This is a genomic window from Streptomyces fildesensis, from assembly GCF_016107395.1.
Classification (GTDB): domain Bacteria; phylum Actinomycetota; class Actinomycetes; order Streptomycetales; family Streptomycetaceae; genus Actinacidiphila; species Actinacidiphila fildesensis.
The window spans coordinates 141872-161143 of record NZ_JAAIKO010000012.1; the positions used below are offsets into that span (position 1 = coordinate 141872).

The window sequence follows — 19272 nt, forward strand, 5'->3', positions numbered from 1 at the left end:
ACTCATCTATCGTGTACTGCATGCATACGGTCGCAGTCCTTGTCCTGGATCAGGTGGTGCCGTTCGACATGGCGACGCCCATCGAGGTGTTCGGGCGTACCCGCCTTCCCGACGGGCGCCGCCCGTACCGCGTGCGGGTCTGCGGCGCCACGCCGGAGGTGGCCAGCGAGACGTTCACCCTGCGCGTTCCCTGGGGTCTGGAGGCGCTGGCGGACGCGGACACGATCATCGTCCCGGGCTGCTCGGAAGACGCCCCGCCGCCGGGGCCCGAGGTTCTCGACGCGCTGCGCGCCGCGGCCGCTGCGGGCACCCGCATCGCCTCGATCTGCAGCGGCGCTTTCATCCTCGCGGCGACAGGCCTGCTGGACGGACTGCGCGCGACGACCCACTGGGTGGCGGCGGACCGGTTCGCCGAGCTGTTTCCTCTCGTCGACGTGCAGCCCGATGTCCTGTACGTCGACAACGGCCGGCTCCTCACCTCCGCCGGAGCGGCGGCCGGCCTGGACCTGTGCCTGTACATGATCCGCCGGGACCTGGGTTCCGCCGTGGCGGCCGACGCCGCCCGGCTGGCGGTCGTGCCGCTGGAACGGGAAGGCGGTCAGGCCCAGTTCATCGTCCACGAGCAGCCACCCGTACCGCGGGGATCGCTCCTGGAACCGGTGCTCTCCTGGATCGAGGACAACCTCGGACAGGACATCACCCTGGAAGCCATGGCGGCATGCGGTGGGATGAGTGAGCGGACCTTCAGCCGGCGGTTCCGGGAGCAGACCGGCACCACGCCGCTGCAGTGGCTGCTGCGAGCACGCGTGCGCCGGGCACAGTTCCTGCTGGAGACCACCGACTACGCGGTGGAACGGATCGCGACGCAAGCGGGTTTCGGGTCACCGACCGCGTTCCGCGAGCGATTCAAACGGGTCGTCGGCGTGACTCCGTACGGCTACCGGTCCTCGTTCCGCCGTTCCGCCGCCTGAACCGACGGCAACGTCGACGCGGACGTCACGGGTGCACGGCAGGGTCCGGTCGGGGCGGGGCAGCCGGACGAGGAGCGTCTTCCCCTGCTCGTCGGCGTCGGTGTGCGTGTGGGTACTGCCCAGAGCCTCGGCGGCGAGCTCCGCCACCAGCCGCAGTCCCCAGCCGCCGCTTCCGTCGGCATGTGGTTCGGGAGTCGGGCGGGGGCAGTGGGGATGGCGGTCGTGCACGGCGACGATGAGACTGCGCGGGCCCAGCGCCAGGATGATGTCGGCGGTCGGCGACCGGTGCGCGGTGTGCTGAACGCTGTTGGTGAGCAGTTCGGTCAGGATGAACAGGGCCGTCTCCACCACCGGGTGCTCCACGTCCAGATCCCACGCTGCGAAGTGCGCCCGGGCGCGGCGCCGGGCGGTGGGCACCGACAGCGCGACGGTGGGCACGGTGAAGATGCGTTGGCGGAGCTGGGACTGGATGGAGACCGGCACAGCGCGGATCCTTCCGGTGGGGCGGCATCGAACCCGGGTGACGTGTCCGTAGGCCGAGCGGGGCCGTTTCGGAATGTTGCCGCTGGGGAGGCCGGTCCAGTGGTTCGAACGGACTGGCTGAAACCCACCGTAAACCGACCTCTTCCTGAGGGGAATGCCGGATAGTAGACATTGACCATAAGTAGACGCACCCATTTGGGGGTCCGGTGTCCGACGGTTTCCTGGCGCCCGTGGGGCTCGGCGAGGTCGAAAGCGCCCTCTACCTGCATCTTCTCTCCGCACCCCGCAGCACCGCCGCACAGCTGGCCGTACTGGACGGCTCGACCGCGGCCCGCATCCGTCCGGCCCTGGGCCGCCTGGCGGACGCCGGCCTGATCACCCGGCTGACGGGCTCACCCGTGCGCTACGTCGCGTCACCTCCCGAAGCGGCCGTCGGCTCACTCGCTTCCCGTCGGCAGCAGGAACTGGAAGAGCTCCGCGCGCACGTCCGCTCGCTCGCCCTGCGGTTCCAGGGCGCCGACGCGGGCCACCCCAGCGAGCTGGTCGAACTGGTGGAGGGCCGTGAGGCGCAGCTGAACCGCGTCGAGCAGATGCAGCTCGGCTCGGCGGAGGAGATGCAGGTCATCGACTGCCCTCCGTACTTCAGCAGCCCGACGTTCAACCCGATCGAATTCCAGCTGCTGCGGCGCGGGATCAGCTGCCGGGTGATCTACGACTCGGTGTCGCTCGAAGGGCGCATGCACTTCGTCCAGGACTGCATCGACGCGGGTGAGCAGGCCCGGAGCCTGCCGGCGGTGCGGATGAAGATGCTCATCGCGGACCGGCGCGCCGCGATGATCCCGCTGAACTTCGAGGCGACCGAGTCGATGGCGGCCCTGTTCGTCCACCCCTCTCCGCTCCTGACGGCCCTGGTCACCTGTTTCGACCTGCTGTGGGAACGGGCGACCCCGCTGGCGGTCGACAAGAAGGGCGCGGCAGGGGGACTGGCTCCCGCGGACCACGAGCTGCTGTCCATGCTGGCGGCCGGCATGAAGGACGCCACGATCACCCGCGCGCTCGGCATCACCCAGCGGACGATGACCCGCCGCGTGGCCCACCTGATGGACGCACTGGACGCGAAGACCCGCTTCCAGGCCGGCCTGCAGGCGGCCAAGCGCGGCTGGTTGTAGCCGGCACGGGGCCGGCCGCCGGGTGCCCCCAGCGGTCGGTCCGGTCCCGTCAGCCGATGGTGATGGTCTTGGCGATGCTGGGTACTCCGGCGGCGTTCAGGGCGAACAGCAGATAGGTGCCGGGCAGTGCCACGCCGGGGTCGGTGGGGACGGACAGTTCGTAGAGCCCTGCCGATACCTGATGGGACGTCAGTGGCACACGTCGTTGGTCGTTGTCCGTGGAGTGGGTGGCCGCTCCGGTGCGGACGAGGGCGAAGGCCGTGACCGGCGTGCTGGTCGTGACGGTCAGCATGGCGCCGTAGCCGGCTGTCGCGGGCGGGGTGTTGGTGATGGCCGGCCGCGGCCGTTGCGTGCCGTCGGGGTTGAGGAGATACGGCGGGGTGAAGATCGCCCCGTCGAAGTGGTTGGTGGCGCAGTCGCCGCACAGTCCGCCGCCGCCGGAGAAGATCCGGCCGTCGGGGAGCAGGTTAGCGACGCTGTGGTAGTTGCGGGGTACGGCCATCGTCGCCATGCGGGTGAAGGCGCCGGTGGCCGGGTTCCAGATCTCCGGGGTCATGGCCGAGGTGGCGTCGGAGAAGGGAACGGGCCGGGACTGGCCGCCGAAGACGGCGACCTTGCCGTCCGGCATGACGACGCTGTTGCTGAAGGAGCGGGCGAAGGCCATGTCGCCGGTGCGGGCGCTGACGGGCTGCGGGCCGGCGGTGAGATCTACGGTGTAGGCGCGGTTGGTGGCGTTGACGTTCTCGTACGCGGTGGCACCGCCGAGCGTGAGGAGCTTGCCGATGTCGTAGGCGACGGCGTTGCCGTTCATCGCGTCCGGGCTGTCGGCGCGCACGCCGGCCGGGGTGATGGTGCCTTTGCCGGTGGTGTCGATCCAGTTGAGCTGCTTGCCGGGCCCGAGCTGGAGCACCCGGCCGTTGGACGTGCCGTACAGCCACTGGTGGTTGTCGGCCCGGTAGGGCCCGGCGGGGTCCGCCGTCATCGTGGTCGTGACCGGTACGCCGGGGAGTTTGCGCCAGCTGCCGGTCGCGGCGGACCAGACCTCGCCGTCCTTGCCTCCCTGGCCGCCGTTCCAGGATCCGCCGATGACGAAGGCGTCGCCGTTGGAGAGCAGCGTCATGGCCTGGTAGCCGCGGGGGATGTTCATGTCCGCGGTCGCGTTCCAGGTATCGGTGCGGGGGTCGTAGATGCTGGCGCGGGCGGCGTTGCTGCCACCGGTGACCATCACCCGGCCGTCGGCGAGCATCGCGATGCCGGGGCAGAACATGTCGTGACCGGTGTTGTCGACGCGCCGCTGGGTGACCTGGCCGGTGGTGAGATCCATGATGGCGGTCTGGGTGTAGCCGTTGCTGCCGCCGAAGCGGTCGGTGGCGTACGCCGACCAGGCGAGCAGCTTGTTGTTCGGCAGCAGCGCGGTGGCCACCGGTACGAGCGGGAAGCCGGTGACCGGGCTCCACAGGCCCGCGACGGCCGGGTCCGCGGGCCCGCTGAGGCGGATCTCGGCCGCGGAGGACCACGGTCCGCGGCCGCCCGCCTCGCTGGTGGCGGTCAGACGCACGAACCTGGCGGTGGTCGGCGCCGTGAAGGTGGCGCTCTTGACCGTGTCGTCGTCCTTCCACGTCCCGGTGGCCAGCGGAGCCCCGAAGGTGACCCCGTCGAGACCGGCGGTCACGGTGTAGGCGCCGATCCGGCCGTTGGCCCCCGAGACGCGCGGCGTGTAACTCAGTGCGGAGACCCGCTGGTTGGCGTGCATGTCCAGCGTGATGGAGTGCGGCAGCGCGGTCGGAGTGCCGGACCACTTGCTGTGCCACAGGGTGGTGGCGTCGCCGTCCAGGACGTTGCCGGCGCGGTTGTTCTGCGCGGCGGTCTCCTCGTCGCTGGCCGTGGCCGTCCAGCCCGTGACGGGAAGTTCGACGACGGAGGCGGGCAGACCGGGATCGCCCAGCAGGTTGATCTCGGAGGCCGAGGTCCACGGGCCACGGTTTCCGGCCTCCGTCGAGGCGGTCAGCCGGACGAACCTGGTTCCCTGGGCGGCGAAGTTCAGCGTCTTGATGGTGCCGTCGTCGGGCAGGGTGCCGGTGGCCACGGGCCGCGTCCACGTCAGCCCGTCCGCGCTGAGCGCGATGGCATAGACCCCGACCCGGCCGTTGGCACCGCTGCTGCGCGGCCGGTAGACGAGTGCGGACACCACGGCGGTGCGGTGCATGTCGATGGTGAGGCTGTGCGGCAGCGCGGTGGCGGGCGCCGTCCACTTGCTGTGCCACAACGTGGCGGCGTCGCCGTCCAGGACGTTGGCCGCCCGCCCGTTCTCCCCGACCGTCTCCTCGTCGCTCGCGGCCGCCGTCCAGCCGGCCCTGGACAGGACCGGAGCGATCGGCACCATGGCGGACGCCGGTGCGACACCGTGGTGCGGAGCGGGTGGCGGAGCCGTACCGCCCACCACGGGGACGGCGGGACGGCCGTCCGCGACGGCAGGCCCGCCCGCCGCCAGGAACGGCACGAACGCGGCGGCGACCGCGGTGAGCGACGTCAGGATCAGCCACCGCGAGCGCCGGCGGAGCAGCCACGGCAAACGCGAGGTCAGAAACGGCACAACGGTCCCCCCAGACACGTCAGCGACCGCCGTGCCCCCCAATTGAACCCGGCGATGGCCCGACCGTGTCAGTAAGGAGCGCCACTGTAAAGAGGTTCTCGCCCGCCCCGGCTCTTCCAGGACGGGCGAGGACCGTCGGCTGCTACCACATGACGGGGAGCCGCTCGGGCATCCGCTTCATGAACCCGGTCCGCCATACGAGCTGTTCGACGGGGACGGCGAGCTGCAGGTCCGGCATCCGCTCCAGCAGGACTTCCAGGGCGATCTCGGTGTGCTTCTTGCCCAGCGCGGTGGCCGGGCAGTAGTGCTGGCCGCCGCCGAACGACAGATGCGCCGCGGTGTTCTCACGGCCGAGATCCAGTCGGTGCGGATCGGCGAACACCTCGGGGTCGAAGTTGGCGCCTTCGACGAGCACCAGGACCAGTTCGCCCTTCTTGACCTCCACATCCCCGAGCAGGACGTCCTCGAGGGCCAGCCGCGGCAGACCGTCACCGATCGACAGGTTGATCCGCAGCAACTCGTCGACCGCCGCAGGGATCCTGCTGGGGTCCTCGCGCAGTTCGGCCCAGGTCTCGGGGTGCTGGATGAGGGAGAACACCGCCATCGTCAGGAACGCCGAGGTCGAGATCACCCCCGCGCCGAACATCGTCACGCCGACCGTGGCGAGCATCTCGTCCGTGAGGTGGTCGTACTCCGGGTCCTTGCGCAGCGCGGCGATATCGGCCATCAGCCCGGTCGTCGCCGGGTCGTCCAGGCGCTCCACCATGTACGCCATGTCGCGGTCCCAGTTGAGCTTCGCACCGCTGACGGGGCAGGCGGAGTTCATGAACGCGATGTCCAGACTCGCGGCCAGCCGGGGAGCGTCGGCCTGCGGAATGCCCAGGATGCGGCAGTGCATCGCCTCCGAGTACGGATTGGAGAACTGCGCCCGCAGATCCACCGGAGCGCCCTGCGCCCGCAGCCCGTCGACCAGCCCGGCCGCGTGCGAACGCATCCAGTCCAGCAGGCCGTCGGCCTTCGGGTTGATGGCCTTGAGCACCGCTTTGCGAAGCCCCGCCCCCGTGATGTTGCCCATGTTGTTGACGACCTCGGGCGGGATCGTCAGGGCGTACTGCCTCGGCGCACCCGGCATCGAGGTGTCCTTGAGGCTGAACCGGGTGTCCTCCAGCACCTGCTTGCACAGGGCATGGGAGGAGACCAGCCACGCCTCGTCGCCGGCGATCGTCCGGACCCGCTTGACGGGCTCCTTGCGCAAGGCGTCGATCTCGTGCGGCAGTTGATCGCCGCGCCAGGAGAACGGGAAGTCGAGCAGCGTCCCGGCCTGCGGGTCGAGCAGCGTCTCAACGGACATCGGGGTCTCCTTGTGCGGGTGTGACGATGGCATGGCCCTGGTTGCGGGAGGCTCGCAGTCCGAATCCGCGCGAGTAGAGAAGTTCGGCCATCGGCAGGAGCTGGTGGTAGCAGTTGAGGGAGGAGGGAACCTCCAGGATGGCGGGGGTGTCCAGGAACAAGGGGGCCTCCGCGCATACGTACTTGAGGCATACTTCGCGCTGCCGCTCGGTGCTGGCCTTCCCGTCCAGGACTTTGGACGTGAGGAACGAGTCCACGAGCGTGTCGCAGGTCCTGCGGAACTCCGGATCGGTGTCCAGAAGAGCCCAGAGGCGGTCGTGGATTCTCCGGTAGGCCGGGATGTCCAGGAAATCCGACATGGCGTGGGCTCTGAGCCTCCCCCCGTAGGAGGCGGCTTCCACGGCATTGGTCACCTTGGCCCGCACGCCGCGCAGATTCTTGACGGCTTTGCGCCGGGCGTCATCGGGCGTATAGCCGGATGCCTCGTACATCTCGGCGACATGGAGGTCGGTGTAGACGAAATCGACCTGCCGGAAGTTGTCGATGCCCCATCGGGCGAGATCCGTGATGCGCTGCGCCGAGAAGTAACTGTTTCCCGGCGACACACCGATAACGGCATGGTCGCCCTCGGCGCGGATCACCTGGCAGTGGGAGGTGTAGGGCTGCACCTCGAAGACTTCGGCCGCCGTCGCAACCGGTGTGCAGGACTGAATCTCGAAGATTTCGGTCGCTGTCGTCAACTGGAGAGCGTCCTTCGGTGTCGCTAGTCCCGGGGAGCCTTGTGCTCCTGGTGTGGCGACAATGCGAGAAGTTAGTGCCCGGCCACGGAGAGTGTCAACGGGGGATCCGGTTCGCGAGATGAACATGAATGGGACATGACGTCGCCTTGTATCAACACACCATGAGGGGCGGTGAATTGCTGAGGATTCTCCGATTGATGGGGCGTCACCTCCGGGGTGGTCGGGCCATGGCGGTCGTTCAATGACGTGACCCTGTCGATTCCCGGCCACGGGAGGGCGGGGCGGGAACGGATTGCGCCGCCTGCCGGTATTTCCGGAGGTCTCCCGGGTTGTTGCTACCATAGGAGAACGATGGTTCTCGATATGCGGGGAGATGGGTGGAAGTGCTGAGTCCCGAGCTGGCCGAGGCGCGTGTCCTGGACGCGGCCGAGGCGCTGTTCTACGACCGCGGGATCCAGCTGGTGGGGATGGACGAGATCCGGTCCACCTCCGGTGTCTCCCTGAAGCGCCTGTATCAGCTGTACCCCTCCAAGGGGGACCTGGTCGAGGCGTACCTGCGGCGGCGGGACGAGGCCTGGCGGCGCCGGCTGGCCGAGTACGCCGATGCCCGGCCGTCGCCGCGCGAGAGCCTGCTGGCGGTCTTCGACTGGCTCCACGACTGGTTCGACGAGCCGGACTTCCGCGGTTGCGCCTTCATCAACTCGTTCGGTGAACTCGGCGCGACCTCGCCGGAAGTGGCCGCCATCGCCCGCGCCCACAAGGACGCCTTCCGGCGGTATCTCGCCGATCTCGTGGCCGCCGCCGGCGAACCGGCCTGGGTCGCCGATCACGTCGCCCTGCTGGCCGAGGGCGCCATCACCACGGCCGCGATCTCCGGCTCTCCCCAGCCCGCCCGCCAGGCAAAGGACGCGGTGCGCATCATCCTCGAATCCACCGGCGGCCCCCGCCCCGCCTGACCGGCGACGGCGAGTGGCCCCGCCGGGGCTCGGCGGGGCCCTCCTCGGACGGTGAAGGCCGTCCGGGCGGGCGGCGTCAGAGAGAGATGCGGCGCTCGTCGGCGGTGATGGCGAGGTCGTTGATGCTCGCGTAGCGGCGCCGCATCAGGCCGTTCTCGTCGAAGTCCCAGTTCTCATTGCCGTAACTGCGGTACCACTGGCCCTGGTCGGTGTGCCATTCGTACTCGAAGCGCACCGCGATGCGGTGGTCGGTGTAGGCCCAGAGTTCCTTGCGGAGCCGGTAGTCCAGCTCCCGCTCCCACTTGGCGCGCAGGAACTCCACGATCTCGGCCCGGCCGGTGATGAACACGTCGCGATTGCGCCACTCGGAATCCTCGGTGTACCCGAGCGAGACCCGCTCCGGATCACGGCTGTTCCAGGCGTCCTCGGCGGCCCTTACTTTCTGCTGGGCGCTCTCGGCGGTGAACGGCGGCAGTGGCGGCCTCTGCTCGGACATGATGTATCCCTTCCCATGGGAGAACCAGCGTTCTCCTCACTTCGCAGCTTAGGAGAACGCTGGTTCTCGCGCAAGGTCCGGCCTGGTTGGCGAACGGTTCGCCCGGCCTGGGCGCCTATCGTCGCCGGCGCCGCGCGGGGGCGAAACGGTCACCCTCCATGGTCAGGCGGACCGCGCCGAACCCGTGGCGCTGGTGCTCGGCGACCCCGCCGCGGCCGGCGCGCTCAGCTCAGTCGGTCGAGAACGTCGGGCCACCATTCGGGCCTCTCCCGCCAGGTCCGCCAGCTGTCACCACTGTCCAGGACCGCATGCAGGGCCCCTTCAAGGTCGAGTGCCTGCCGCCCGGCGACCTCCCGCACGATCACGACAGCCGCCATCAGGCCGTCCCAGCCGCCTCCCGCGAGGTGCCCGAGGGCCGGCGCAGGGTCGTTGCCGGCGGTCGCACGGGTCGACTCGATCAGTGGTCCCAGCCAGCGGACCCATCGGTCGTACGTGTCCTCGCCGGGTGGTTCCGAGGCGGTGAGCAACGGCGTCAGAGCCCGCAGGAGCCGGTCCCGGTACTCCGCGGCGGTTCCCGCCACCTGTGCATACTCGGCCGTGAAGTGCTCCCAGCCCTGCTCGACGGCCAGTGTCTCGGTCCACGAGGAGCTGGGAGGCCGCAATCCCTCGACGCCGGTCAGGACGAAGGTGTTCCGAACCAGTTCGTACGGCGGAGGAGCGCTCTCGGCCAGCAACACGGCGTCGTACAGGTCCTTGCCCTGCGGGTGGAGGTCGGTGATGAGCCACAGGAGCTTCCACGCAAGTGACAGAGCCGGCGACGCGGCCCAGAGACGGCAGCCGGGACCGTCTCCCAGCGGCAGGAGCTCGGTGAGCTCCGCCGGGGCCGGCAGGGTCTCGTTGAACACCAGGTCGAGCTGAACGGTCCCGCCGGCGCATCCGGGCGCCGTCCAGGGCAGGAGCATGCGACGACCGGGCACCCGGTCGTAGGTCCAGATCTCCTCGGTGATCATGCTGTCCGCATGGATGCGGACGGCGCTGTCGGCGCCGGCGGCCGCCGCGTCCCGCGCGATTCCGAAGAACAGTTCCGTGGTGCGCGGTTCGTCCAGCCGCCAGTCCTGAGGGACGACGACGAAGTCCAGGTCGCCCGGGTCGCGGGCCGCTTCCTTGAACCACGTGGCCATCAACACGCTGCCGCGCAGCACCAGATGCTGTGTCCAGGGACCGTTCGCGATCGAGGCGAGCACGACATCGAGCACGGTCCTGCGCGCCTGATGCCAGATCCGCCCCGCCTCCTCGTCCGCGAACCGCGGCTCGCCCGCCCGGTACGCGTTGGAGAACTGCTTCAGAGCGGGCTCGAAGACCAACGACTGGCTCATTCCGTCGGGCGACGCCAGCAAGGTTCGGGGGAAGTCCCCGCGGAGCCGGGTCTCCTCGTCGAGAGGGGAGTGCGGAATATCGACAGGGCTGCCCCGCAGCTGTGCCCAGTCGTCGGCGCTGTCCGTCGGTGACATCAACGTGAGACCTCCTGAGATATCCAACCGTCGTCCAGAGAGAGGTTGGTGTCGTGCAGGACGAACTCCCGCTCCACCTCGAGCACATGGGAGTCGGCTGCGTTCAGATCGTGGAGCAGCGCGGTCAGCCGCCGTTCGGCAGTGCCTCGACCGACGCCCCGGCACCGCTGAGTGATGAAGCGCTCCTCCAGGCCGTCCTCGCGAACACGTCGGGCGTTCCATGAGACGTGCGCGATGTGGGGGCGGGCCAGCCGCTCCAGCAGCAGCCGGTCGTGCCGGGTGGGAAGCAGCAACTTCACATGGTGCTCGAAGTACAGGTCGGGTTCGAGAGCGGCGGCCGCGACGTCGTCCTGCGGCACCCCGGCGGCCCAGGGGACGGCCTCCGTCTTGATCCGGACGGCCCGGTAGCCGTCCGCCGCCAGTTCGGACGCGACGCCGGTGGCGTTCTCCACGTGTTCCGTGGCCGATCCCTCGCCCCGGAGGTTCAGCATGGGCTGGGAGCGGGTCCGGCCACGGGCGAGCACGATATGGGCGAAACTCAATCCGCGGTACGCGGCCCAGTCCGCCAGCCGGGCGATCCCGGTCCCGGCAGCCGGGCATGCCACCGTGATGTGTGTCTCCAGGGCGCCGCGGACGTAGGGAACCGACGCCACGGCTTGGTGATGCTGCTGACCGGACATCCCTGGACGATGACAGGCCGGTGTCCGGACAGCCAGCCGATATCGGCGCGGCACGCACTTCGGTCCGCCCCGCGGGACTGCCGGCAGTCCCACCGACGCGAACCTTCGACCCCTTCGGTCTACTGCTGCGCTTTCCTCGCCACGTAGATGGTGTTGGTCGCCGTTCCTTCCTGCAGCGGATTGTCGAAGTGGACGACGTGGGCCTCCGGTTCCGCGAAGACCTCCGCGAGGACGGAGTTGAACTCCTCGTCCGGCGGGTCGTTCGACCAGAGGGCGAAGACACCGTCGGGGTGGAGCCGATTGGCGAGGGAACGCAGTCCGGCAGGCCGGTAGAGCGCCGCGTGCCGCGGGTGCAGGACGTGGCGCGGTGAGTGGTCGACGTCCAGCAGGATGGCGTGGAAGCGGCGGTCCGGTGTGCGGGGGTCCAGGCCGGTGGAGTCGCCGACCATCGCGAAGAAGTCGCCCTGGACCAGACGGCAGCGGGGGTCGGATGCCAGCCCGGCACCCAGCGGGACCAAGCCGCGCCGGTGCCAGTCGATCACCTCGCCGAGCGTGTCGACGACGATGAGTGAACGCACCCGCGGGTCGTCCAGCGCCGCCCGAGCGGTGTACCCGAGGCCGAGGCCGCCCACGACGACATCCAGTTGGGCGTCGTCCGGAAGGGGTGCGAGTCCGAGCCGGGTGAGCGCGATCTCGCCCGCGGTGAAGAGGCTGGACATCAGGAACTCGTCGCCGAGCTTCACCTCGTACACCTCCTCGCCGGACACAGGGTCACGTCGGCGCCGCAGACTGATGTCGCCCATCGGCGTGGGCTGCCAGTCGATCTCCTCGAAACGCGCGCTCATCCGTTCGCCCTTCTGGTGCCGGGCTGGCGGGAGAATGCCCGGCAAATCCGAAACGCCCACTCTCTCATGGCAAGGGACCTGACTCTGTCGTGTGGCGAGGGATCAACATGGTCCCGATGGGAGCGATGATTCCGGAGCGGCGCCGCAGTCTTCATTGCCGTACACCCGGAGCGAGGAAGAGGAGCGAGTCCCATGCGCATCGTCATCAGTGAGTTCATGAGCCTGGACGGCGTCGTACAGGCGCCCGGCGGTCCCGAGGAGGACACCGACGGCGGGTTCGCGCACGGCGGCTGGTCGCACCCGTTCTTCGATCCGGAGGTGGTGGGGGGTGCCTTCTCCGACGCGTTGACCAAGGCTGAGGCGCTGCTGTTCGGGCGCAGCACGTGGCAGACCATGGCCGCGGCGTGGCCCGAGCGGGCGGGCGACCCGTTCGCCGATCAGATGAATGCCATTCCGAAGCACGTCGTGTCCGGGACGCTCAAGGACGACGACCTGACATGGAGCAACACCACACTCATCCCCGGCGATCAGGCGGTCTCCCGTATCCGGGAGCTGCGGGACGCCGAGGGTGGCAACCTGCTGGTCATGGGGAGCCCGACGCTCGCGCGCACCCTTCTGGGTGAGGGCCTGATCGACGAACTCCGCCTCATGATCATGCCGGTGCTTCTCGGCGGAGGTAAGAAGATCTTCCTTGACGACGGTGTACTGCGCACGCTCGAGTTGGTGTCCACCGCCATCAGTGACGCGGGCGTGCACGTGTGCACCTACCGGCCGGTTGCCGGGCGGTAGCGGAAGGTCGGCTGGGATCGGCCCGGGTCGGATCTGGTCGGACAGGCGAGCGAGGGCGCGAGCGCGCCCCCAAGTGCGGTATGCCCGGCCAGGTTCGGGCATGCCGCACAGCCGTCTGCCGGATGCGTGTGAGACGTTGACAACGAGCACCGGAACCCGGATCAGGGGGACCGGACCGGCGGTTGCAGCATCGCGCCGACGCACCAGGGCAGGAGGGCTTGACGTGAGTCTGACGGGGACATCGTTCTGGGTCGTGCTCATCATCGTGACGCTGCTGATGGTCATCGGCACGATGCTCCTGTGGGCGAGGATTCCCGGACCGCGCCTGGTGCGGGCACTCACCCGGCTGGTCATGATCCTGCTGTGCCAGCTCACCGCGATCTCGGTGGTGGCCGTATGGATGAACAACAGCTACGGCCTCTACTCCTCCTGGGACGACCTGCTCGGCACCCCCGACAACAGCAACACCATCGCGATGCCCGGCCCGCCCGTGACCCGCGCCCAGTTCAACCGCAGCGACAACGGGATTCTGGACACCTACTTCCATGGAACGCACTCCAAACTCTCCGGGCAGGTCATCGTCTGGACCCCTCCGCAGTACGACGATCCCACGTTCCGCTCCACCCGCTTCCCCGTCCTGATGCTGCTGCACGGAGTGCCGGGATCACCTCAGTCGTGGCTGGAGCACGGCGGTATGCCCGACGCCTTCCAGAAGATGGTGGACGCCCACCAGTCACATCCGTTCATCCTGGCCATGCCGGTGATCAACCCGGGCAGCGTCGATACGGACTGCAGCGATGCGCCGGACCGCAAGGTCGCCACCTGGCTCGCGGCGGACGTTCCTGAGTTGCTGCGGGAGAAGTTCCGTACGGTGCCCGGTCCCCACGGCTGGGGGGTGATGGGGTTCTCCACCGGCGGTTACTGCGCCGCGAAGCTCCCGCTGCAGTACCCACGGGTGTTCGGCGCCGGCGCCGCGCTCGATCCCGACCCGCTGACCGGCGACCCGTCCGTCCTGCCCGACCCGGCCCTGCGGGAGCGCAACAGCCCGACCCACCTGGTCGCGGGCTCCGGAGCGGACGTGGGGATCTTCCTCGCGACCTCGGCGCAGGACCGCGACAGCCCGCCGGCCTCCATCGAGCAGTTCGTCCGTGCGGCTCAGGGCAGCAAGGTGCGGGTGAAGACCATGCTGCTCGCGACCGGTGGTCACAACTACGGCACCTGGATCAGCGAGTACCCGGCAGCGATCGGCTGGCTCAGCCAGCAACTGGCCGGCCCGCAACAGGCTCCGTCGCCGAAGAAATAGCCGGTAGCCGCGAGCGACACAGGCGGCGCCACCCCGGCGCATGACAGGTCGAGCGGGCAGGAGCCTCAGCTGCGGTGGCGGAGGTCCAGCATGTAGAAGACCTTGTCGTAGCGGCGTTCACCGACGGCGACGAAGCCAGGGAGGCGGCCGTACTCCGTGAAGCCCAGCGACCGGTAGAGGTGCAGGGCACCGCTGTTGTCGCCGCGGGCGTCCAGGGTGAGGACCTCGATTCCCGCCCGCCGGGCGTCGGAGATCAGGGCGGCGGTCAGCGTCCGGCCGACGCCACGGCCGTGGGCGGCTGCATCCACCGCGAGCTTCTCCAGGTCGGCGTGCGGCCGGTGGGTCGGTCGCGCGTAGCGCAGCCAGTACCCCAACCCGACGAGCCGATGGCCGAGATAGGCCGCACGCAGTGCCCCGTCACCGGCGTGCACCGCGGCGACCACGTGATGGAGGAGTTCGGCCACTTCGTCGCGCGACGGAGGTTCGACCCAGCCGAGTGCGGCACCTCCACGGACGAGATCGGCCAGAATCCGATGGGCCGACTCGGCGAACCGGGCGTCCCGCTCCGGATCGGACGCCAGTTCCGTCACGTCGAGGACGACGGGCTCGGCGGCCCCGTCGTCGGTCATGGCCGTATTCATAGCAGGCAGCCTAGCCAGCCACCGGGCCCTCTGAGCATGGACAGCACCTACGCCGCCCACATCCTGCCCCCGCTCGTCGTCCTCGGGCTCGGCATCGGTCTGGTGATGGCACCGGCGATGAGTCTTGCCACCTCGGGTGTCGCCGCACACGATGCCGGAGTCGCCTCCGCCGCCGTCAACGCCATGCAGCAGATCGGCGGCTCTATCGGTACCGCATTGCTCAACACCCTCGCCGCCAGCGCCGCCACCGGCTACCTCGCCGGCAGGAACCCCGCCGACCCGGCAGTGCGCGGACAGGCCTTGCTGGAGAGCTACTCCACCGCCTACTGGTGGTCGGCGGGCTTCTTCGCCGCCGGGCTGCTCATCAGCGTGCTCCTCTACCGCCGGGGCGTCCCCGCCCAGGACGAGAACGCGGCACCGACCTTCCACATGTGGCAGCACCGAACCACGTTCCGGCGCGCCACCGTTCGTCGGTGGAGCGCTCAGTTCGTGAGGCGGGCCGGCAGCTCGGGGTGCTCCGCCGGCGGCCCGGCTACCGCCGTTCGGACGGGGTGATCGTCGCCGTGGCAGGATGTCCGGCACGAGCGCAGGACGGCACCGCGAACGAAGGACAGCATGATGACATCGGGCAGCGGTAACGCCTCGCGGGCCGTGCTGGCTACGTGGCCCACCCCGCTCGAACCCATGCCGCGGCTGGCCGCCGCACTGGGCCTCGGCCCGGACGACCTGTGGGTCAAACGGGACGATCTCATCGGCCTGGGCGGCGGCGGGAACAAGGTGCGCAAGCTGGAGTGGCTCTGCGGCGCGGCACACGACGCCGGGGCGACGGTGCTGGTGACCACGGGCGCTCCGCAGAGCAACCACGCGCGGCTGACCGCGGCTGCCGCCGCCAGGCTGGGGCTCGACGCCGTCCTCGTCCTCGTCGGCACACCCCGATCGCCGGGGTCCGGCAACCTCGTACTCGACGCCCTGTTCGGCGCGACCGTCGTATGGGCCGGTGATGTCGGCGCCGAGGCGCTCAAGGCCGCGGCCGAGCAGGTGGCCGAGAAATTGCGGGGGAGGGGCGCCGTTCCGGCACTCATCCCCTTCGGGGGTTCCAGCGTGGTGGGTGCGCGCGGCTACGTCGAATGCGGGCGCGAACTCCTCGCACAGGCCCCCGACCTGTCGACCGTCGTCACCGCACTCGGCTCCGGCGGCACGATGGCCGGCCTCGTCGATTCCCTGGGCTCCGCGCGAGTGCTGGGCGTCCACTGCGGCGCCGTCGCGGATCCGTCCGGCACCGTGGCCGAGCTCGTCTCAGGACTGAGCGGGGAACGCTGTGCGCCGGGGACCCTGCGGGTACGGCTCGACCAGGTCGGCGACGGCTACGGCACACTGACCGATGAGGTCATGGAAGCCCTGCTGCTGGCCGCCAGGACCGAAGGCATGGTGCTCGATCCCATCTACACGGGACGGGCGATGGCCGGCCTGATCGCGGCGGTCCGGGACGGCGACATCGTCCCCGGACACCGCACGGTCTTCCTGCACTCGGGCGGCCTGCCGGGCCTCTACGGCCATCCGCAGACGCTCGACAGAGCAGCGGCCGCACTGACCATCGGAACGATCAGCGGATGAGGACGAGTGTCGCGCGGCAGGCCGTCGAGTTGGTCGTCGACAGGGCCCTCGAGCATCGCTCTCGCAGGGGTCCTCATAGTAATGTGCTGGTTGCTGAGTGGCTGCGGCACGATGCGCGCCGACGGCGGCGCGACCAGCACACGAGAACCTTCCACCGCGGAATCCCCCATTTCCTGGACGCTGGCGGCCCCGATGGCCGTGAACGGGGTGAGCGTCGCCGCCGACGACCGTACCCTCCAGCTGGATGTCCAGGTGCCGGCCGGGACGAACTGCACCCGCGGGCTCAAGGCCGCCGTCGACACCGTGGAGAACGGCGTCATCTATGTGAAGGTGATCTTCGAGTCCAGCAGCATGGACCGTCGCTCGGGATGTACGCACGACGAGCGGGCGCTGACGTCCGTTCGGCTGCCGGTGTCCGTCGTCGGGCACCGGGTCATGGTCAACAGCTCCGACGTCTTCACCCTGTCCGGCGCCACCCGCCCGGCCCTGCGCAAGTGCGGCAAGCTCGGCTGCGATCCGGCACCCACCGGCTGCACGAGCGCCTCGTACCAGCAGGCGATGCTCACCGCCGACACCCCGCAGCACACCTACTGGGACGACCTCGGCTGCGACGGCCACTGGCTCGTCCTCGAACTCTCCACCCGTATGGGACCCGCCTGCGGTGACGTGTCCTCGGGCTGCACCGAGAGTGCGCTGACCACCCGGTGGTCCTTCCGGGCCGCGCCCGACGGATGGCACGCCCTGGGCACTTCCGATGCAGCCGGATGCGCGGGCGTTCTGCGGATGAGCCCGGCCTTTCCCGAGGCCCTGTGCCGTCATCTCCCGGCGCTGAAGCGCTGAGTCCTCAGGAGGCCGGGCCGGCGGGCGGGGTGCCGGTGATCGCCGCGCGGTAGAGGTCCTGGGTCGCGGCGCCGAAGTAGGCGCTGTAGGAGACCTTGGGGGTGTTGCCGCCGGTGTGGTAACCGCCGATGACCCCGATCACCGCCCAGCCGCCCGGCCACGGCACCAGCATCGGCCCGCCGCTGGTTCCGCCCACGAACGCGTCGCACGCGATGCGCGGGAAGGTACCGGGGTCGGCCGGATCATCGCTGACCCACTTGGTGGTCCAGCTCCAGCACTGCAGCGGCTTGGTCGCACCCGCCGGATACCCGATCATCCGTACCGGGGCGTGGTAGTACCCGGTCCCGGTGAGCAGCCGCACCCCGCCCACCGCGTCCTGCAGTCGCGTCCCGTCCTGGTTGGGCTCGGTGACCGCGAAGCCGAAGTCGTACGCGGCTCCCGCGTGCTCGCCCAGGTCGTAGTACTGCTGCGCGACGTAGACGCCGTTGCTCGCGACGGGGAAGACACCGAACGGCTTGAGCCCGTCGTGGTACTGCGGCACGAAGGCCAGGTTGCGCCGGGGGGAGGTGCCGGAGTAGCCCTTCAGACAGTGTCCGGCACTGAGTACCAGGTCACGCCCGGGACTGCGCACCACGGATCCGCTGCAGGTACGTCCGGTACCGGTGGCGTCGGTCCAGAAGAAGGTGCCCGCCTGGGGAATGCCGTCGAAGCTCCGGCTGGGCGGAATGTACTCACCCGGCCGGGGCCCGTCCACGGTGGGGGAGACGCTATGGGTCGACGAGCCGGTCCCGGGACCGTTGCCCGGTTCGCCGCGCAGCGCGTCCGCCATCCGGGCCGGGCTCCAGTACGCGTCGAGCTGGACGGCGGCCGGGTTCGGCCGTGCCGGGCCGCCCGTGGCGGACGCCGACGGGGCCAGCCCGCCGCAGAGCAGCAGCGCTGCCACGGACGCGGCGGCGTTTCGGATGACTCGGGTCCTACGCACCATCAGTTCCCCTCCGGTCGTACGCATATGACGGCTCACCATAAGCGCGCCCATGGGGCTGTGCGCCAGACGGCGTGCGGCGGCGTCCCGCTCTTCGACCTGAACAGCGGGAGGTGATCAGGTCGGCCCGGAGCCGGTGCCGTCCGATCGGCGAGGACGGCGTCCCGTAAGATCACCTGACCATGGACCCGAGTGCAGGAACCGAGTTGGTCGCCATCCCGCCGGGACGGGTGACGCTGTCGGACCGGCGGACACAGCGCAGTTGGTCGGTGGAGGTCGCGCCGTACGAGCTGGCGGCGTTCCCCGTCACCCAGGCGCTGTACGCAGAGATCACCGACCGGCGTCCGAGCGCCGCCCAGGGTGACCGGCTGCCCGTCGAGAGCGTCTCCTGGTGGGACGCGGTCCGGTTCTGCAACGCCCTGTCCCAGCGCGACGGTTTCACCCCCGCCTACCACCTCCACGCCGACGGCGAGGGCATCGAATGGGACGCATCCGCCGACGGTTACCGGCTGCCGACCGAGGCCGAGTGGGAACACGCCTGCCGCGCGGGTACGGAAGGACCCCGTTACGGTCCGTTCGACGAGATCGCCTGGTACCGCGGCAACTCGGACGAGCGGGTCCATGACGTGGGCGGTAAACAGCCCAACCCGTGGGGACTCCACGACATGCTCGGCAATGTCTGGGACTGGTGCTGGGACGTCTACGACCCCGAGGTCTACGGCACGTACCGCGTGCTTCGCGGCGGTGGCTGGTTCGACGAGCACTGGAGCTGCCGCGCCTCCGCGCGCCGCCGCAGCCACCCGACCTTCCAGGTCGACGACGTGGGGTTCCGCGTCGCCCGTTCCGGCGTGCACGCGCTTCCGGCGTGACCGCCTGAAATGGTGCCGTGTCGGTCGCAGCCGCGCGTTGGCGACGGCGACCGACACGGTTCGACCACCTGATGCGGCGGAGGGTCAGGCGGCGGCGCAGGCGGTGACGGCAGCGGCGGTCGCGGTGGTGGACGCGGCGCGGGCCACCGGGTCGGTGAGCATCGCCGGGGCATGGTTCGCCGATGCACGGCGCGTTCGGGACTGTCCGCGGAACGGGTGCACGCGGGTTGAGTCCGTGGGCCGTCTGCGGAGGAACACCCGGTCAGGGCACGTGGGAGAGGAACACGGACGGAAATCGGACATCGGTCCGAATACTCAGCCACTCCGTAGGCGCGCCCCAACCCTCCGGCCTACGGTGCAGCACCAAGGCCGGACAGGACCTAGCTGTATTGATCACGAGCGTTGTTGACAGTGGTGGGTCTTGAACATGGCGAAGACCT

General features: G+C 69.7%; 19 protein-coding genes and 1 pseudogene. 9 read left to right on the forward strand and 11 right to left on the reverse strand.

Features of this window, described 5'->3' with window-relative positions:
* Window positions 1-20 precede the first annotated feature (20 nt).
* On the forward strand, window positions 21-971 hold the full coding sequence (locus C6N31_RS19310; protein ID WP_138351501.1) for a GlxA family transcriptional regulator: 951 nt from the start codon (window positions 21-23) through the stop codon (window positions 969-971).
* Here the strand turns inward: C6N31_RS19310 and C6N31_RS19315 are convergent.
* A complete protein-coding gene (locus C6N31_RS19315) occupies window positions 882-1454 on the reverse strand; it encodes an ATP-binding protein (protein ID WP_164292601.1) in 573 nt (190 codons plus the stop codon). The genes C6N31_RS19310 and C6N31_RS19315 overlap by 90 nt on opposite strands.
* A 206-nt stretch (window positions 1455-1660) precedes the next feature.
* Here C6N31_RS19315 and C6N31_RS19320 point away from each other — a divergent pair, with 206 nt between their 5' ends.
* The gene (locus C6N31_RS19320) at window positions 1661-2623 is read left to right on the forward strand and encodes a helix-turn-helix domain-containing protein (protein WP_138351503.1); all 963 of its coding nucleotides are present in this window, start codon (window positions 1661-1663) and stop codon (window positions 2621-2623) included.
* 49 nt (window positions 2624-2672) lie between these two features.
* Here the strand turns inward: C6N31_RS19320 and C6N31_RS19325 are convergent, their stop codons facing one another.
* The 3 genes from C6N31_RS19325 to C6N31_RS19335 all read right to left on the reverse strand — a co-directional run bounded on the left by C6N31_RS19325 (window position 2673) and on the right by C6N31_RS19335 (window position 7306).
* The gene (locus C6N31_RS19325) at window positions 2673-5216 is read right to left on the reverse strand and encodes a galactose oxidase family protein (protein WP_244808968.1); all 2544 of its coding nucleotides are present in this window, start codon (window positions 5214-5216) and stop codon (window positions 2673-2675) included.
* Between the two features lie 142 nt (window positions 5217-5358).
* Window positions 5359-6567: a cytochrome P450 gene (locus C6N31_RS19330; protein ID WP_138351504.1), complete on the reverse strand. Its 1209-nt coding sequence runs from the start codon at window positions 6565-6567 to the stop codon at window positions 5359-5361.
* A complete protein-coding gene (locus C6N31_RS19335; protein WP_232485381.1) occupies window positions 6557-7306 on the reverse strand; it encodes a cyclodityrosine synthase in 750 nt (249 codons plus the stop codon). Before C6N31_RS19335 ends, C6N31_RS19330 begins: the two co-directional genes overlap by 11 nt.
* A 383-nt stretch (window positions 7307-7689) precedes the next feature.
* On the opposite strand from C6N31_RS19335, the gene C6N31_RS19340 reads away from it, so the two are divergent.
* A complete protein-coding gene (locus C6N31_RS19340; RefSeq protein ID WP_138351619.1) occupies window positions 7690-8262 on the forward strand; it encodes a TetR/AcrR family transcriptional regulator in 573 nt (190 codons plus the stop codon).
* A 76-nt stretch (window positions 8263-8338) separates the two neighbouring features.
* Here the strand turns inward: C6N31_RS19340 and C6N31_RS19345 are convergent, their stop codons facing one another.
* The 4 genes from C6N31_RS19345 to C6N31_RS19360 all read right to left on the reverse strand — a co-directional run bounded on the left by C6N31_RS19345 (window position 8339) and on the right by C6N31_RS19360 (window position 11794).
* The gene (locus tag C6N31_RS19345) at window positions 8339-8758 is read right to left on the reverse strand and encodes a nuclear transport factor 2 family protein (protein WP_138351506.1); all 420 of its coding nucleotides are present in this window, start codon (window positions 8756-8758) and stop codon (window positions 8339-8341) included.
* A gap of 224 nt (window positions 8759-8982) precedes the next feature.
* A complete protein-coding gene (locus C6N31_RS19350) occupies window positions 8983-10269 on the reverse strand; it encodes a nucleotidyl transferase AbiEii/AbiGii toxin family protein (protein WP_138351507.1) in 1287 nt (428 codons plus the stop codon).
* Window positions 10269-10949 carry a hypothetical protein gene (locus C6N31_RS19355; RefSeq protein ID WP_187144723.1) on the reverse strand — a complete coding sequence of 227 codons (681 nt, stop codon included), beginning with the start codon at window positions 10947-10949 and terminating at the stop codon, window positions 10269-10271. Before C6N31_RS19355 ends, C6N31_RS19350 begins: the two co-directional genes overlap by 1 nt.
* A gap of 119 nt (window positions 10950-11068) precedes the next feature.
* Entirely contained in the window at window positions 11069-11794 is a 726-nt protein-coding gene (locus C6N31_RS19360; RefSeq protein ID WP_138351508.1) for a polyamine aminopropyltransferase, read from the reverse strand.
* A gap of 192 nt (window positions 11795-11986) precedes the next feature.
* On the opposite strand from C6N31_RS19360, the gene C6N31_RS19365 reads away from it, so the two are divergent.
* Window positions 11987-12583 (forward strand): dihydrofolate reductase family protein, encoded by a 597-nt coding sequence (locus C6N31_RS19365; protein WP_198357905.1) that lies wholly within the window; start codon window positions 11987-11989, stop codon window positions 12581-12583.
* A 223-nt stretch (window positions 12584-12806) separates the two neighbouring features.
* On the forward strand, window positions 12807-13886 hold the full coding sequence (locus C6N31_RS19370) for an alpha/beta hydrolase (protein ID WP_198357906.1): 1080 nt from the start codon (window positions 12807-12809) through the stop codon (window positions 13884-13886).
* 65 nt (window positions 13887-13951) lie between these two features.
* On the opposite strand, the gene C6N31_RS19375 is transcribed toward C6N31_RS19370, so the two are convergent.
* Window positions 13952-14515 (reverse strand): GNAT family N-acetyltransferase, encoded by a 564-nt coding sequence (locus tag C6N31_RS19375; protein WP_198357907.1) that lies wholly within the window; start codon window positions 14513-14515, stop codon window positions 13952-13954.
* A 42-nt stretch (window positions 14516-14557) separates the two neighbouring features.
* Between C6N31_RS19375 and C6N31_RS19380 the strand changes: the two are divergent.
* The 3 genes and pseudogenes from C6N31_RS19380 to C6N31_RS19390 all read left to right on the forward strand — a co-directional run.
* A pseudogene (locus tag C6N31_RS19380) lies at window positions 14558-14959 on the forward strand (MFS transporter); the annotation flags it as partial.
* 183 nt (window positions 14960-15142) lie between these two features.
* On the forward strand, window positions 15143-16141 hold the full coding sequence (locus C6N31_RS19385) for a pyridoxal-phosphate dependent enzyme (protein WP_232485382.1): 999 nt from the start codon (window positions 15143-15145) through the stop codon (window positions 16139-16141).
* A gap of 81 nt (window positions 16142-16222) precedes the next feature.
* Window positions 16223-16981, forward strand: coding sequence for a hypothetical protein (locus C6N31_RS19390; RefSeq protein WP_138351512.1), 759 nt, complete (start codon window positions 16223-16225; stop codon window positions 16979-16981).
* Between the two features lie 4 nt (window positions 16982-16985).
* On the opposite strand, the gene C6N31_RS19395 is transcribed toward C6N31_RS19390, so the two are convergent.
* The gene (locus C6N31_RS19395; protein WP_232485383.1) at window positions 16986-17966 is read right to left on the reverse strand and encodes a trypsin-like serine peptidase; all 981 of its coding nucleotides are present in this window, start codon (window positions 17964-17966) and stop codon (window positions 16986-16988) included.
* A 179-nt stretch (window positions 17967-18145) separates the two neighbouring features.
* On the opposite strand from C6N31_RS19395, the gene C6N31_RS19400 reads away from it, so the two are divergent.
* Window positions 18146-18832, forward strand: coding sequence for a formylglycine-generating enzyme family protein (locus C6N31_RS19400; protein WP_138351513.1), 687 nt, complete (start codon window positions 18146-18148; stop codon window positions 18830-18832).
* Window positions 18833-18916: 84 nt separating this feature from the next.
* Here the strand turns inward: C6N31_RS19400 and C6N31_RS19405 are convergent, their stop codons facing one another.
* Window positions 18917-19054, reverse strand: a complete 138-nt coding sequence (locus C6N31_RS19405) for a hypothetical protein (RefSeq protein WP_187144722.1) — start codon at window positions 19052-19054, stop codon at window positions 18917-18919.
* Window positions 19055-19272 lie beyond the last annotated feature (218 nt).